The following is a 13,914-nucleotide window of genomic DNA, read 5'->3' on the forward strand; positions in this document are numbered from 1 at the left end:
CCGAATCGGCCCCGTCTGACGATGACGGCGCAGACGACTCGCCGCCCTCCGACGACTTCCGAACGGATGCCGACACGCACGCGTCCGACGCTCACGAGACCGACGCGGCTGATGCCGCCCGAGACACGGCGGCCGACACGGCATCCGATGACAGCGCACCCGAGCACACCGACGACGAGGAGGACCGCCGATGAGCGCCCTCGTCCCCCTGCTCGTGGCCCTTCCGTTGCTCGGTGCCGCGGTGACCCTGATCTTCGGTCGCAACCCGCGCCTGCAGGCCTTCGTCACGGTCGCGACGCTCGCGACAGTCTCGGTGATCGCCGCCGTGCTGCTGGTCGTCGTCGACGCCGGCGAGCCGCTGGCGGTCTCGGTCGGCGGATGGCCCGTGCCCTTCGGCATCGTGCTCTACGTCGACAGGCTCGCAGCTCTCCTCGTGCTCATCTCGAGCATCGTGCTGCTCGCGGTGCTGCTCTTCTCGATCGGTCAGGGCGCGGCCGACGGCACCGACGAGACACCGATCTCGATCTTCAACCCGTCGTACCTCATCCTCGCCGCGGGAATCTTCAACGCCTTCATCGCGGGCGACCTGTTCAACCTGTACGTCGGATTCGAGATCCTGCTCGTGGCGTCGTACGTGCTGATAACCCTGGGGAGCACTGAGTCGCGCATCCGCACCGGTGCCGTCTACATCGTCGTCTCCCTGGTGTCGTCGATCCTGTTCCTCGCCTCGATCGCGATGATCTACGGCGCGCTCGGCACCGTGAACATGGCGCAGATCGCCGAGCGCATGACCGAGCTCCCGCAGGAGACTCAGCTCGTGCTGCACCTCATGCTCGTGATCGCGTTCGGCATCAAGGCCGCGATCTTCCCGGTGTCGTTCTGGCTGCCCGACTCGTATCCGACGGCTCCGGCCCCGGTCACCGCGGTCTTCGCCGGCTTGCTGACCAAGGTCGGCGTCTACGCGCTGATCCGCACCGAGACGCAGCTGTTCGCCGACAACAGCATCGACACCGTGCTGTTGATCATCGCTCTCGCGACCATGATCGTCGGCGTGCTCGGCGCGGTGGCGCAGGCCGAGCTCAAACGAATCCTGTCGTTCACGCTCGTGAGCCACGTCGGCTACATGATCTTCGGCCTCGCGATAGCGACCCCGGCGGCGATCGGCGCGACGGTGTATTACATCGTCCACCACATCGTCGTGCAGACGACCCTGTTCCTCGCCGTCGGTCTCATCGAGCGTCGAGCGGGGAGCACCTCGATCCTCCGTGTGAAGGGTCTGCTCAAGGTCGCGCCGGTGATCGCCGTGCTCTACTTCATCCCCGCGATCAACCTCGGCGGGCTCCCGCCGTTCTCCGGGTTCATCGGCAAGTTCGCGCTGTTCGAGGCTGCGGCATCCGTGGGCACCCCGCTGATGATCGTGCTGATCTTCGGCGGAATCGTCACCTCGCTCCTCACTCTCTACGCCCTGATGCGCGCGTGGAATCTCGCATTCTGGCGCGAAGAGGACGACTCGACCGAGACCGAGGGTCGCATCTCGTATCTCGGCAACGCCCCGGCCGCAGACGAGCAGCAGGAGCGTCGCCGCATCCCGCGCATCATGACGATCGCCACCGCAGGCATGGTGGGGGTCACCCTGGCTCTCACGGTGTTCGCCGGCCCGCTCTACGCCCTGTGCGATCGCATCGGTGCGGCTCTGCTCGACCCCGTCACCCTCGTGCAGCTGGAAGACGAGGTCGAAGGATGAGTCCCACCGAGACCGGTCGCCACTTCTGGCGGGACATCCGGGTGCAGCTGCCGTTCCTGGCGTGGCTCGTCGTGCTCTGGATGCTGCTGTGGAGCCAGTTCACGGTGCTGGCGTTCATCTCGGGTCTCGTCGTCGCGGTGTTCGTCACGCGCGTCTTCCGGCTGCCGACCGTCGAGCTCTCCGGCCGCATCAACATCTGGTACGCCGCGCTCCTGGTCGTGCAGTTCCTGTTCGCGGTGCTCCGAGGCGCGGTCGCGGTGACCGTGCAGGTGTTCGACTTCCGGCATCAGCCCGGCGCGGCGATCATCGCAGTGCCCCTGCGCTACGCAGACGATCTGATGATGACGCACGTGGCAGTCATCTCCTCGCTGGTGCCCGGGTCGCTCGTCGTCGAGGCCGACCGCGACCGTCAGGTGCTGTATCTGCACGTGATCGGGGTGCGCAGCATGGCCGACGTCGAGAGGCAGCGCGAAGGCGTGCTGCGGTGGGAGCGACGAGTCGTGCGTGCGCTCGGCGCCCCCGCGCAGTACCGTGCCCTCAAGGCCGACCTGCGCGCGACACGTGCCGGCGGTGCCGGCGGGCTGACCAGGGGAGGTGCCCGATGAACGTCCTGATGCTGGCGATCATGGTCGTCTTCGGGGTGGCCGCCATCCTGACGATCGTGCGCATCGTGCGCGGCCCCTCGATCCTCGACCGAGCCGTCGCCTCCGACGTGCTGCTCACCGAGGTCATGTGCGTGCTCGGCGCCGAGATGGCGATCAACGGCCACACCCGCAACATCCCGGTGCTGCTGATCATCGCGGCCGTGGGCGTCTTCGGCTCGATCTCGGTCGCCCGATTCGTGGCCAGAAGGGACAACACGACCCCATGAACGTGTTCGGTCTCGCCATTCCCGACGCCGTCATCGACGTCGCCATACTCGTGCTGATCCTGCTCGGCGCGATTCTCTGCCTGTCGGCCGCGGTCGGGCTGCTGCGCTTCCGCGACGTGCCGTCGCGTCTGCACGCCGCGACGAAGCCCCAGGTGCTCGGTCTCATCCTGATCTGCCTCGCGATCGCCCTGTCGCAGCGCACCGTCGGCGGAATCCTCATCGGGCTCGCGCTCGTCTCGCCGATCGTCCTGATGCAGTTCGCCACAGCCCCGCTGTCGGCCCACATCGTCGGCCGTCAGGCCTATCGCAACGGCACGACCGACCAGCGCAGCCTGGTCGTCGACGAGCTCGCCGAGTCGAAGCAGACTCCGCCGGCCGCCGGCTGAGCAGAAGGAAGACGGATGTCAGCACCACAGGGATGGTACGACGCGGGCACGCCGGGTCAGCAGCGCTGGTGGGACGGCGTGCAGTGGACCGCGCATGAGCGGATGGCGCCGCCGACCACCCCGCCGATGGGCTGGTACCAGGTGCCGGGGACCGCAGACGTCCGCTGGTGGGATGGCGTGATCTGGACGCCGTACCGCGTTCGCACCGGCAAGCCGCGGCCCGACGCCCTGGCGGTCGAGCCGCCGGCGGTGGGGCTGGTCCTCGGGATCGTGTTCTTCGTGCTCGCGATGCTGCAGCTGACTGCAGCGGTGATCACGCAGAACCCGGGCAACTTCGCCCTTCCCGTGATCCTGATGTCCGTGGCCGTGATCTGGATCCTCGGCGCCGCGCACACACACGCCGTGCGCAGACTCCCCGCCCCGCAGTCCGCGCCGATCGTCGACGCATCCGTGCAACCGCTGCCCGGAGAGGTCGACGGGCCGGGCGCCGGGTGGTATCCGGTGACCGGGCAGGCCAGCCGCTGGTGGACCGGTTCCCGGTGGACCTGGTACCTCGGCACGAAGTTCGGCACGCGCCCCGGGCACGCCGGGCCGCGCGGCTATCTCGTGTCGATGATCGTCGGGTGGGGTGTGGTCGCGATCGCGGTGATCGGTGTGATCGCCGCTGTGGCGGGAAGCGTCATGGAGCAGAGCCTCGTCACCGGGTTCATGATCGTGTTCGGCATCATCTTCGCGCTGCTCTTCGGCGGTCTCGGGGCCTTCGTCCTTCTGCTGACGAGGTCGCGCCGCAACGCGATGCTTCTTCCGACCACACCCCCGCCGCTGCGCTGAGGCGGGTGCGCCGCACGCCGGTGCGGATCTCGGGTCAGAGGTCGTCGGCGAAGCGCTGGATCAGGCGGGCCGCCGGCTCGGAGTCGCTGATCAGCGTGCCGTGCCCGTGGTCGGGGATGACGCGCAGGTCGGCGCCGGGGATCTCGTCGATGATCTCCTGGCACCAGCTCATCGGCGCGAGCGGGTCGTCTTCGCCGCGCAGCACCAGCACCGGCTGATCGATGCGAGCGAACGCCTTCTCCGGCTGGTGCACGATGGTCGCGCGGATCTTGCGGATCAGGTGCGGGCCGCCTCGGAGGTACTCCCGGGCGCCACGCCAGATGACCAGCGGGCGCTCGCCGATCAGGTCGGTGAGGAGGTACCTCGCCTGGGAGGCGATGTTGCGCGCTGCCTTGTTGACGGTGGGGCCCGCAAGCACGACGCCTTCGACGAGCGAGGGATGCCGGGCGGCGAGCTCTGCCGCGATCTGGCTGCCCATCGAATGGCCGATCACGACGACAGGACCTTCGCCGGTATGCCGCAGGTAGGCGGCGACGAGGTCGGCGTGACGCTCCATGGTGAAGGTGCGTGCGGGCTCGGGTGATTCGCCGAACCCGGGGAGGTCGAGCGCGATGACCCGACCCTTCAGTCGCTGCACGACATCGAGGTAGACGCTGCGACCCATGCCGATGCCGTGCAGCAGTAGAAAGGTGCGGGGTCCTTCGCCGAAGGTCTCTGCGATGAGCGTCGCCCCTGCGTGCTCGAACTCGAGCAGGGTGACGGGAGTGCCCTTCGGGGCGAGATAGCTGGAGACCACGCACCCACGCTAACCGAGTGCAGGCGCGGCGGCTAACCCGAACGATGTGCGTCGTATGCCGGTGTGCGACGAGACGCGAGCGCGCGCCATGCGAGGATGAAGGGTGTCTTCGCCCAGCTCCGATCCCGATCAGATCGAGACAGGGGGCGAGACGCAAGGACGGTCGAAGGGGTTCATCGTCCGCATCGCAGAAGGGTTGAGCGATCCGGTGCTGCGGGCGCTCGTCGCCGCGACCGCTGTGTCGCGCATCGGCCGCGGTGTCTTCCTCGCGGTCACGGTGCTGTTCTTCACGCAGATCATCGGTCTCTCCCCTGCACAGGCCGCCGTGGTGCTCGCGGTGTCGAGCGGGTGCGGTGTCGTGGGGTCGCTCCTCGGCGGCTGGCTCGCGGACCGGTGGAGCGCACGACGCCTCGCATTCGGCTTCGAGTTGACCGGCGGCGTGCTGCTCGCCGCCTATGCGTTCGTCGGAGATTTCGTGTCGGCGCTGCTGCTCGCCAGCCTCTCCGGCTTCTTCGACTCGCTCGGATACTCCGCCAGGTCCGCGATCATCGCGCGAGGGTTCGCACCCGACAAGAGAGTGCACGCCCGCGCTGTGCTGCGCACGGTCACGAACCTCGCGATCGCGGCGGGCTCAGGTTTCGGCGCGATCGCCCTGGCGCTCGGAACCCCCGAGGCGTACCGGGTCGTCATCGCCGGTGCGGGTGCCGTCTGTGCGCTCGGCTCGCTCTCGCTCCTCCGGCTGACCGCGGCGGTCGACGCCCCTGCACGCGGTCGTGTCACGGCGCAGCTCACGGAGACGGGATCCATCGACACGGAGGCGACGGCCGCGGCATCCGCCGAACGCAAGGACTGGAACAGGCGCTCTCCTTGGCGGGACCCCCGGTACCTGCTGCTGAGTGCACTCTCGGCGATCTTCGGCATGCAGTTCGGGGTGGCGGAACTCGGAGTGCCGCTGTGGATCAGCGAGTACACGAATGCGCCTGATGCCACGTTCGCGGTGCTCCTGATCGTCAACACCGCGCTGGTCGTGCTGTTCCAGGTGCGTGCCTCGCGAGGCACGCATGACGTCCGGATCGCAGGACGGGTGACGATGATCGCGGGGTGGCTCATGGTCGGCGCCTGCCTGATCTACGCGCTCGCCGCAGGCCTTCCGACGTGGGCTGCGATCGTCATCCTCATCATCGGCATGATCACGCACACCTTCGCCGAGATCCTGTCGCAGGCCGGAGCCTGGGGGCTCAGCTTCGAACTCGCCGACCCGGTGCGGGCGGGCGCCTATCAGGGTGTGTTCGGCATGGGCTTCTCGCTCGGAGCCCTCGCGTCGCCGATCGTCGTGAACGCCACGGCGATCACCTTCGGCTTCGCCGGATGGGCGATGCTCGCGGCGATCTTCCTCGCCGCCGCGGTCGGCATCTGGGTGATCGCACGCCGCGCGGCCGCATCCGGTCCCACCCCTGTCGACGCCTGAGGAACGGGCCGGGCCGCGCCTACTCGCCCGGCGTCAGCACCAGCGTGTTGCGCGTCGCCGCGTCGACTGCCTTCTCGGAGAACGCCCACGGCTTCTGCACGCCGGCCGCCCAGTCGGCGGTCTGATCGACGTAGTGCTCATGGAACGCATGACCTGACGCGCCGGTGAGGTGGATCCAGGTCGAGGCGTCGAGGTCGGCCAGGTCGACCACCATGCGCATGGACGGCACGGTGGTCGTCGCGTACGAGGACCCGAGGTCCCACCCGGTCGCGTTGACCACCGATGCGCCGCCGCCGACGGCGTACGGACCGCGGTTGAAGAGCATCTCGATCGGGGCGATCCCCGACGAGCCGAGAGTGTCGCTCGTGAGGGTGATCGCGTGCAGGTCGCCCCACCTCCATCCCGTGACGGCTTCGCCCTGCAGGGCGGAGAGCTCGTCGTACGCCTCTTCGGCCGACAGCGCCAGCATCTCGTCCATGCTCGCGACGTCGATGGCCGGGTTCGTCCAGAGCGGGTCGGAGGGGTCGTCGAGCAGGTCCGCGACGACCGTGAAGAGGCGGCCCTGGCCGTCGATCGGCAGAGGCTGGTCTCGTTCGGCGAACAGGTTCTGCACGAGGTTCGACCAGAGCACGTTCGCGTAGGCGGCTCCTGCCGACCCCGCGTCGTTCTGCGCATCCCACGAGCGCAGCAGGGCCACGGCAGCCTCGGTGCCTGCGCCCGTCACCTCGACATCGTCCATCGCGGATGCCAGGCGCTTGCCGATCCACATCTCGCTGTCCAGCTGGATATCGCGCATGTCCTGCGCGGTGAGCGGTGCGGCTGCCACGCGTCGTTCGATCAGGTGGGCGATGCGATCCGCGCGGTAGCCGTAGTCCCAGTCCCGCGAGAGGAAGTACGGGTAGTCATCGGTGACGATCGCGTTGTTCGCGGTCACGATATAGCCGGATGCCGGGTTGTACGACACCGGCAGCTCCCCGAAGGGGATGAATCCGGTCCAGTCGTAGCTGCTGTCCCACCCTGGTTGCGGCATCCACCCGTCGCCCGCGCCGCGCACCGGCAGGCGTCCGGGAGTCTGGTACCCGATGTTGCCCTCGACGTCTGCGTAGATGAGGTTCTGCGCCGGCACGTCGAACAGGGCGGCCGCCGAGCGGAACTCGTCGAAGTCCTGGGCGGTCGACAGCGCGAAGATCGCGGTGGCGGCGGTGCCGGGGTCGAGCGCTGTCCAGCGCAGACTCACCGCGTATTCGGAGGCCTCGCCCGTGGGGGCCGCACCGGTCGCACCACCGGCGGCGAGGCCGGGCTCCGGGTCGTCGGCGATAGCCGTGAAGTCGTCGGTGAGCCCCGAGATGATGGGTCCGTGCACGGTCGACCGGATCGTCAGGTCGATGTCGTCGCCTCCGGCGACCCTGATCGTCTCGGTGGTCTCCTCGATCGGCACCAGCGCTCCGTCGCGCCAGTACTGGTCGCCCTCGATCCGCTCGACGTAGAGATCGGTGACGTCGGTGGTCAGATTGGTGAAGCCCCAGGCGATCTGCTGGTTGTGGCCGATCACGATGCCGGGGAGTCCCGAGAACGAGAAGCCGCCCATGTCGAACGGGCACTCGTCAGTGACCTCGCTGCATCGCAGCTGCACCTGGTACCAGACCGACGGCAGCGATGCGCCCAGGTGCGGGTCGTTGGCGAGCAGCGGCATCCCGCTCTCGGTGAGGTCTCCCGACACCACCCACGAGTTCGACCCGATGCCCTCGCCGACGTCGCCGACGAGCAGGCTCGCCGCTTCGATCACGTCGGAGGCCTCCTGCCATTCGATCGTCGTCGCGGCCTGCTGCATCTCCTCGTCGTTCGCATCGGACGTGAACGCGGCAGGCTCGGCTCCGGTCTCGAGAGTCGGCGCAGTCGTCAGCTCGGGCACGATCACCGGGTGCTCGTCGAACGGATACGCAGGGTAGAGCTCGTCGAGCGTCGCGGCGATCCCGGTCGGGTCTGAGGTCTCCGAGAGCTGCGCGGTCAGCAGTGCGCGCTCGACCTCATCCTCGATGTTGCCGCGGAGATCCCAGGCCATGGCCTTCAGCCAGGCGACCGAATCGGCGGGTTCCCACGGCTCGGGCTCGTACTCGGGGTTCTGTATTCCGAGCACGGCATATTCGAGTGACCGCTCGGCACCCGACCGCGATGAGAGATAGGCGTTGACGCCATCGGCATAGGCCTCGTAGTAGCCGCGCGTCACGTCGTCCATCGCCTCGACCTCGGCCTCGGCGACCTTGCGCCACCCGAGGGTGCGCAGAAAAGCATCCGTTGCGGCCTGCGATTCGCCGAACATCTCAGCCACGCGCCCGGCCGTCACGTGTCGTCGGAAGTCCATCTCGAAGAAGCGATCCTGCGCGTGCACGAATCCCTCGGCGTAGAAGAGATCGTCGCTCGAGTCGGCGGTGATGGTCGGGATGCCGCGATCGTCGCGCTGTACCGTGACGTCGGCCTGCAGACCCTCGAGCCGGAGGGTGCCGTCGGTCTGCGGGAAGGACCGCTGGATGGTCCAGGTCACGAAGAAGGCGGCGGCGACAGCGACCACCACGATGGCGGCGACGACGAGGAAGACGATGCGGCCGATGCGGGCGCCCAGTGAAGGGCGCGACGGGTCGACGATCTCGGTCGAATGGGTTGTCATCTTCGAGAACTCTTTCGGGTGGCATGGCGGAACTCAGTCCCAGAGAGTCCCAGAGTGCGTCTCACCGACGCACTCTGGGAATACTACCCACAACGGCGCTGCGGGCGGGGGAGTTCTCGGCCCCCGCCCGCAGTGTCAGCCGATCAGGCTCGGCTGCAGATCGCGCAGCGTGCGCCGGTGCGTCATGCGGGTCACCCCGATGGCGGCGAGCAGCAGGGCGCCGACCAGCCAGATCCCGAGCACCACCAGATCCCACCCGGCCCTGGCGAGATTGCCCCCGTACATGAGCTGTCGCATGGCGTCGACCACGTAGCCGAGCGGCAGCACATGGTGCAGCGCGGCCAGTGGAGCGGGGAGCGTCTGCCAGGGGAAGGTGCCTCCGGCGGTGACGAGCTGCAGCACCATGAGCACCAGGCCCAGGAACTGACCGACTGAGCCGAGCCAGACGTTCAGGGTGAGGATGATCGCCGCGAACGTCGCCGACGCGAAGATCATCACACCCAGCGTGCCGATGGGGTTGTTGAACGTGAAGCCCAGGGTGATCGCGAGAATACCCATGAGCCCGACCATCTGCACCGCGCCCAGCATCGCGGGAGTCAGCCAGCCGGCCAGAGTCACCCGGATCGGGGAGTGCAGCGCGGTCACGGCGCGGCGAGAGACCGGCTTGACGATGAGGAACAGTGCGTAGATGCCGATCCAGGCCGACAGTGCAGCGAAGAACGGTGCGAGGCCTGCGCCGTAGTCCTCGGCCGACGCGACCTTGTCGCTCGACACCTTGACGGGGTCTGCGATCGTGTCGGCCTGCAGTGTTCGCAGTTCGGGGGTCGACACGGGGATCTGCTCCACCCCGTCGGAGAGACCGTCGCGCAGCTCGGCCGTGCCCGATGCGAGAGTGCTGAGCCCGTCGCGCAGTTGGGCCGCGCCGTCGTTCGCCGCAGCCGCGCCCGTCGCCACGGTCTGCGCGCCGCCGGCGAGGGTCTGCGCGCCGCTGGCGAGCTGTGAGGCACCGGATGCCAACGACTCGGCTCCGGCGGCGAGCTGGTCGACCTTGTCGACCGCGTTCTGCACGGTGGCGTTGCCCTCTTCGAGACGCGTGCGAAGCGGGTCGAGGGTCGCGAGGACCCGATCGATCTCCTCCTGCGTGAGGCCCTGATCCGTGAGGACCGTCGCGATGTCCTGTCGCGCCTGGGGCAGAGCATCCGTCGCGTGCTGCACTGCCGACCCGGCGCGGTCGGCGACGTCGGCCAGCTGTCGGTTGCCGTCGCTGACCTGCTGAGCCCCCGAGGCGAGGGTCGCCGCGCCGCCGGCGAGCTCAGACGCGCCCCCTGCGAGCTGCGACGTGCCGTCGGCGAGCTGAGAGGTGCCGTCGGCAAGTGTGGCGCTGCCGTTCGCCGCGGTGTTGGCGCCGTCGGTGAGCTGGCTGGCCCCGTCGGCGGCGGTGACGAGGTTGTCTCGCACCTCGCTGAGTCCGGTGAGCAGGCGCTCTGCGGCTTCGCTGCCGACCATCTCGGCCACTGAGCTGCGGATCTTCTCGACCGCCTGGGTGCCCATGGACGACGCGAGGTAGTTGTTCGCGTCGTTGGTCTCGAGTTCGATGCGCGCCTGGTGGGGGTCGTCGCCCGCGGCCGAGGTCAGCGCCGCAGAGAAGTCATCGGGGATCGTCACGGTGAAGTCGACCGTGCCCTCGCGCAACGCGTCTGCGGCCTCGTCGGCCGACATCCGCTGCCAGTCGAAGGCATTGCCGTCGATGAGGTTCTCGGCGACGTCCTCGCCGTAGTTGACGGTCTCGCCGGTCTCGGCATCCGTTCCCGTGGTGGGGGCAGGTGCCCCGGCGTCATCGACGACCAGCGCCACCGGCACGTCAGGGAACTTCGCGTACGGGTCCTGGTTGGCCCAGAGGTACAGGCCGCCGTAGAGGATCGGCACGCACACGAGCGCGATCAGGGCGATGATGCCCATCTTGCTCGCGGTGAGGCGCCGCAGCTCGGCGGCGATCATGGCGGGAACCTTCATCGCGCGCCTCCGTTCTTCTCGGGGTCTGTGTCGGGCGTTTCGTCTCGGTCGGCTTCGCCGTCCTCGCTCAACGACCGGGGTTCTGTGTCTGGGTCGGGGGGCTCGCTCGACGAGCGGGGCTCGGGTTCTGGGGGAGAACCGAGAGGATCGGGCGTGTCCTCGGCGTGTTCGTCGTCGACACGCGGTGCCGTGGCGAGGTCGTCTGGGTTCTCCGGGACGGGGTCTGTGTCGGGCGTTTCGTCTCGGTCGGCTTCGACACCATCGTTCGACGACCGGGGGGCGTGGTCGAGCACGAGCGGTGGGATCGGGCCGGACGCGTTGATCGCCTCGAGCTCATGCATGCGTTCGAGGGCGACCGCTGCGGATCCGCCGATGACGACGAGCATGGCGTAGCCGCGGTCGGCGAACTCCGATGCGATGCGCCACCAGCCGTCGGGGCTGCCGCCGTGGCGGTCGGGAGCGACGAGCACGATGCCTTCGGTGCCGTCGCGGAGGATCGCGAGCTCGCACAGGATCCGCACGCGTGCGGCCGGGTCGACGTTGCCGATCGGCACACCGGCGAGGTCGCCGAAGCCGAGCTGGTTCAGCCAGCGGCGTGCGTGCAGCGGCGTCGCCCCGAGGCCGGCGAACATGAGCTCTTCGCCCACCACGCCGGCGAGGGTGATGTCGGCGTGCGGGTCGCTGACATCGGGAGCATCGACGAGCGCGATCGTGCGGCGCAGGGCCTTGTTGTTCGAGTCTCCGTCGATCGTCACGCGCCCGGTGTCCGGCCGCATCCGTCCGCTGGCGATCAGGCCCAGCACGGTCGGTCGTTGCTCGGTCTCGGCGAGGGCGAAGCGCACCGCTCCGCTGTGGAACTCCAGGCTCGTCGTCGGCAGCGACTGACCGCCGCGCCCCTTGCTCACCTCGTGCAGAGTGACTCTCATGCGCTGACCTCCCGCGATTCGGCGATGTCTGGGTGCGCGTTCAGCAGCTCGTCGGCCTCGCGCCATGAGAGCCCGGCGATGCTGAGCAGCGTGCGCACGGCGAGGCCGGCCGCACCGGTGCTGTGGGCATCCGTGCGCGAGACGACCGTGCGCGCGACCTCTTCGATGAGGCGAGCGAGGGTCGGGGCTGAGAGGTCGGTGCGGAAGCTGCCGTCTTCCTGCCCGCGACGCGCGAGGGCGGCGACGGTGCGGCGCAGCGGGGCGAGGGCATCTGCGGTGTGCTGCACGTGGGCTTCGTCGAGGGCGAGCGCGGCGGCGACCTGAACGTGCGCGGCCTCGTGCCAGAGACGTGCGGCGAGGCGGGCCAGCGCGATGCGCGAGTCGGCGTCGGTGACGGACTCGGCGATCGCGTTGAAGCGCTGCGCTCCAACCGAGATCAGCTCGCGGATCAGCGCCTCGCGGTCGTCGAAGTGGCCGTAGAGCGTGCGGCGCGACAGGCCGGCGCTGCGGGCGATGACGTCGATCGAGGCGCGCGGGTCGGTTGCGAGGGTCGCGCGGGCCGCATCGAGGATTCCGGCGCGGTTCTCGACGGAGTCGCGGCGGGGAGCACGGGTGGTCATGCCCCCATTCTACGTATTGTGCACAGTAGTGTGCAAGATAACTCGGGGGACTCACAGGGTCGCAGTCCACCGCGCGGGCAGAAAGAGGGGGGCGGATGCCGCAGCATCCGCCCCCCTCCAGAAGAATCGAGAGTCAGTCGGTGCCGGAGTCGAACGCAGCACCCTCGGATGCGGTGTCGACCGCGTCGGCGAAGTTCTCGTCGACCTCCTCGACGGATCCCGTGATCTCGCCCGACTCGCCGGCGGTGACGCGTCCGACGAGCTCGCCGGTGGCGCCGCCGATGAGGCCGAGACCCGCGTACTGCTCGAGGCGCGAGCGCGAGTCGGCGATGTCGAGGTTGCGCATCGTGAGCTGTCCGATGCGGTCGACCGGGCCGAAGGCGGCGTCGCCGACACGTTCCATCGACAGCTTCTCGGGGCCGTACGACAGGTTGGGCGACGTGGTGTCGAGGATCGTCCAGTCGTCTCCGCGACGCAGGCGGATCGTGACGGTGCCCGAGATCGTGAGGCCGACCCAGCGCTGGATCGACTCGCGCAGCATGAGCGACTGCGGCTCGAGCCAGCGTCCTTCGTACATGAGGCGACCCAGGCGACGACCCTGCTCGTGGTACGTCGCGAGGGTGTCTTCGTTCAGGATGCCGTTGACGAGGCGCTCGTACGCAATGAAGAGCAGCGCCATGGCCGGAGCCTCGTAGATGCCGCGCGACTTCGCCTCGATGATGCGGTTCTCGATCTGGTCGCTCATGCCGAGGCCGTGGCGTCCGCCGATCGTGTTGGCCTCCATGACGAGGGCCACCGGGTCGGTGTACTCGACGCCGTTGATGGCGACCGGGCGTCCGGCCTCGAACGTGACCGAGACGTCTTCGGTCTCGATCGCGACCGAAGGGTCCCAGAACTTGACGCCCATGATCGGGTCGACCGTCTCGAGCGAGACGTTCAGGTGCTCGAGGGTCTTGGCCTCGTGCGTCGCGCCCCAGATGTTGGCGTCGGTCGAGTACGCCTTCTCGACCGAGTCGCGGTAGGGGAAGTCGTGGGCGACGAGCCATTCGCTCATCTCCTTGCGGCCGCCGAGCTCGGTGACGAAGTCGGCGTCGAGCCACGGCTTGTACACGCGCAGGCGTGGGTTGGCCAGCAGGCCGTAGCGGTAGAACCGCTCGATGTCGTTGCCCTTGTAGGTCGAGCCGTCGCCCCAGATGTCGACGCCGTCTTCCTTCATGGCGCGCACGAGCAGCGTGCCGGTGACGGCGCGGCCGAGGGGCGTGGTGTTGAAGTAGGTGCGTCCGCCCGAGCGGATGTGGAACGCGCCGCACGACAGCGCGACGAGACCCTCTTCGACCAGGGCGGTCTTGCAGTCGACCAGACGCGAGGCCTCGGCGCCGTACTCGAGCGCGCGGCCGGGGATCGACTCGATGTCGTCTTCGTCGTACTGCCCGAGATCGCCGGTGTACGTGTAGGGGACGGCGCCCTTGTCGCGCATCCACGCGACGGCGACGGAGGTGTCGAGTCCTCCGGAGAAGGCGATGCCGACGCGCTCGCCGACGGGAAGGGACTGGAGGACCTTGGACATGCTTCCCAGTCTATCGGCGGCGTGTCG

12 protein-coding genes are annotated in these 13,914 nt (G+C 68.7%); 6 read left to right on the forward strand and 6 right to left on the reverse strand.

All coding sequences use genetic code 11. The features are described from left to right. Positions 1 to 190 precede the first annotated feature (190 nt). From FIV50_RS00395 to FIV50_RS17750, 5 genes are read left to right on the forward strand one after another with little or no spacing between them, the layout of a single operon-like run. Positions 191 to 1,744, forward strand: coding sequence for a Na+/H+ antiporter subunit D (locus FIV50_RS00395; protein ID WP_140035698.1), 1,554 nt, complete (start codon positions 191 to 193; stop codon positions 1,742 to 1,744). After that, positions 1,741 to 2,349, forward strand: coding sequence for a Na+/H+ antiporter subunit E (locus tag FIV50_RS00400; protein WP_140035699.1), 609 nt, complete (start codon positions 1,741 to 1,743; stop codon positions 2,347 to 2,349). Before FIV50_RS00395 ends, FIV50_RS00400 begins: the two co-directional genes overlap by 4 nt. Next, on the forward strand, positions 2,346 to 2,615 hold the full coding sequence (locus FIV50_RS00405; RefSeq protein WP_140035700.1) for a monovalent cation/H+ antiporter complex subunit F: 270 nt from the start codon (positions 2,346 to 2,348) through the stop codon (positions 2,613 to 2,615). Before FIV50_RS00400 ends, FIV50_RS00405 begins: the two co-directional genes overlap by 4 nt. Continuing rightward, on the forward strand, positions 2,612 to 3,001 hold the full coding sequence (gene mnhG, locus FIV50_RS00410; protein WP_140035701.1) for a monovalent cation/H(+) antiporter subunit G: 390 nt from the start codon (positions 2,612 to 2,614) through the stop codon (positions 2,999 to 3,001). Before FIV50_RS00405 ends, mnhG begins: the two co-directional genes overlap by 4 nt. A gap of 15 nt (positions 3,002 to 3,016) precedes the next feature. Beyond that, entirely contained in the window at positions 3,017 to 3,832 is an 816-nt protein-coding gene (locus FIV50_RS17750; protein ID WP_219846232.1) for a DUF2510 domain-containing protein, read from the forward strand. Positions 3,833 to 3,866: 34 nt separating this feature from the next. Here the strand turns inward: FIV50_RS17750 and FIV50_RS00420 are convergent, their stop codons facing one another. Then, positions 3,867 to 4,628 carry an alpha/beta fold hydrolase gene (locus tag FIV50_RS00420; protein ID WP_140035702.1) on the reverse strand — a complete coding sequence of 254 codons (762 nt, stop codon included), beginning with the start codon at positions 4,626 to 4,628 and terminating at the stop codon, positions 3,867 to 3,869. 103 nt (positions 4,629 to 4,731) lie between these two features. Between FIV50_RS00420 and FIV50_RS00425 the strand changes: the two genes are divergently transcribed. Beyond that, positions 4,732 to 6,096, forward strand: coding sequence for an MFS transporter (locus FIV50_RS00425; protein ID WP_258184344.1), 1,365 nt, complete (start codon positions 4,732 to 4,734; stop codon positions 6,094 to 6,096). A gap of 19 nt (positions 6,097 to 6,115) precedes the next feature. Here FIV50_RS00425 and FIV50_RS00430 read toward each other — a convergent pair whose 3' ends face one another. The 5 genes from FIV50_RS00430 to argG form a co-directional block, all read right to left on the reverse strand. Continuing rightward, positions 6,116 to 8,761: a penicillin acylase family protein gene (locus FIV50_RS00430; protein ID WP_181164277.1), complete on the reverse strand. Its 2,646-nt coding sequence runs from the start codon at positions 8,759 to 8,761 to the stop codon at positions 6,116 to 6,118. Between the two features lie 135 nt (positions 8,762 to 8,896). Then, positions 8,897 to 10,774 carry a YhgE/Pip domain-containing protein gene (locus FIV50_RS00435; protein WP_140035703.1) on the reverse strand — a complete coding sequence of 626 codons (1,878 nt, stop codon included), beginning with the start codon at positions 10,772 to 10,774 and terminating at the stop codon, positions 8,897 to 8,899. Further along, positions 10,771 to 11,700: a hypothetical protein gene (locus FIV50_RS17555; protein ID WP_181164278.1), complete on the reverse strand. Its 930-nt coding sequence runs from the start codon at positions 11,698 to 11,700 to the stop codon at positions 10,771 to 10,773. The genes FIV50_RS00435 and FIV50_RS17555 overlap by 4 nt, the downstream gene beginning before the upstream one ends. After that, complete coding sequence (locus tag FIV50_RS00445; protein WP_140035704.1) at positions 11,697 to 12,320, reverse strand: TetR/AcrR family transcriptional regulator; 624 nt, start codon at positions 12,318 to 12,320, stop codon at positions 11,697 to 11,699. The genes FIV50_RS17555 and FIV50_RS00445 overlap by 4 nt, the downstream gene beginning before the upstream one ends. A 133-nt stretch (positions 12,321 to 12,453) precedes the next feature. Further along, positions 12,454 to 13,887, reverse strand: coding sequence for an argininosuccinate synthase (gene argG / locus FIV50_RS00450; RefSeq protein WP_140035705.1), 1,434 nt, complete (start codon positions 13,885 to 13,887; stop codon positions 12,454 to 12,456). Positions 13,888 to 13,914: the final 27 nt, after the last annotated feature.

The sequence above is a fragment of the Microbacterium foliorum genome, from assembly GCF_006385575.1.
GTDB lineage: Bacteria > Actinomycetota > Actinomycetes > Actinomycetales > Microbacteriaceae > Microbacterium > Microbacterium foliorum_B.

Bases quoted from the DNA above. Each gene is read 5' to 3' on its own strand.
- FIV50_RS00445 (WP_140035704.1), bottom strand. From the start codon at position 12,320: ATGACCACCCGTGCTCCCCGCCGCGACTCCGTCGAGAACCGCGCCGGA.
- FIV50_RS00395 (WP_140035698.1), top strand. From the start codon at position 191: ATGAGCGCCCTCGTCCCCCTGCTCGTGGCCCTTCCGTTGCTCGGTGCC.
- mnhG (WP_140035701.1), top strand. From the start codon at position 2,612: ATGAACGTGTTCGGTCTCGCCATTCCCGACGCCGTCATCGACGTCGCC.
- FIV50_RS00435 (WP_140035703.1), bottom strand. From the start codon at position 10,774: ATGAAGGTTCCCGCCATGATCGCCGCCGAGCTGCGGCGCCTCACCGCG.
- FIV50_RS00400 (WP_140035699.1), top strand. From the start codon at position 1,741: ATGAGTCCCACCGAGACCGGTCGCCACTTCTGGCGGGACATCCGGGTG.
- FIV50_RS00405 (WP_140035700.1), top strand. From the start codon at position 2,346: ATGAACGTCCTGATGCTGGCGATCATGGTCGTCTTCGGGGTGGCCGCC.
- FIV50_RS17555 (WP_181164278.1), bottom strand. From the start codon at position 11,700: ATGAGAGTCACTCTGCACGAGGTGAGCAAGGGGCGCGGCGGTCAGTCG.
- FIV50_RS17750 (WP_219846232.1), top strand. From the start codon at position 3,017: ATGTCAGCACCACAGGGATGGTACGACGCGGGCACGCCGGGTCAGCAG.
- argG (WP_140035705.1), bottom strand. From the start codon at position 13,887: ATGTCCAAGGTCCTCCAGTCCCTTCCCGTCGGCGAGCGCGTCGGCATC.
- FIV50_RS00430 (WP_181164277.1), bottom strand. From the start codon at position 8,761: ATGACAACCCATTCGACCGAGATCGTCGACCCGTCGCGCCCTTCACTG.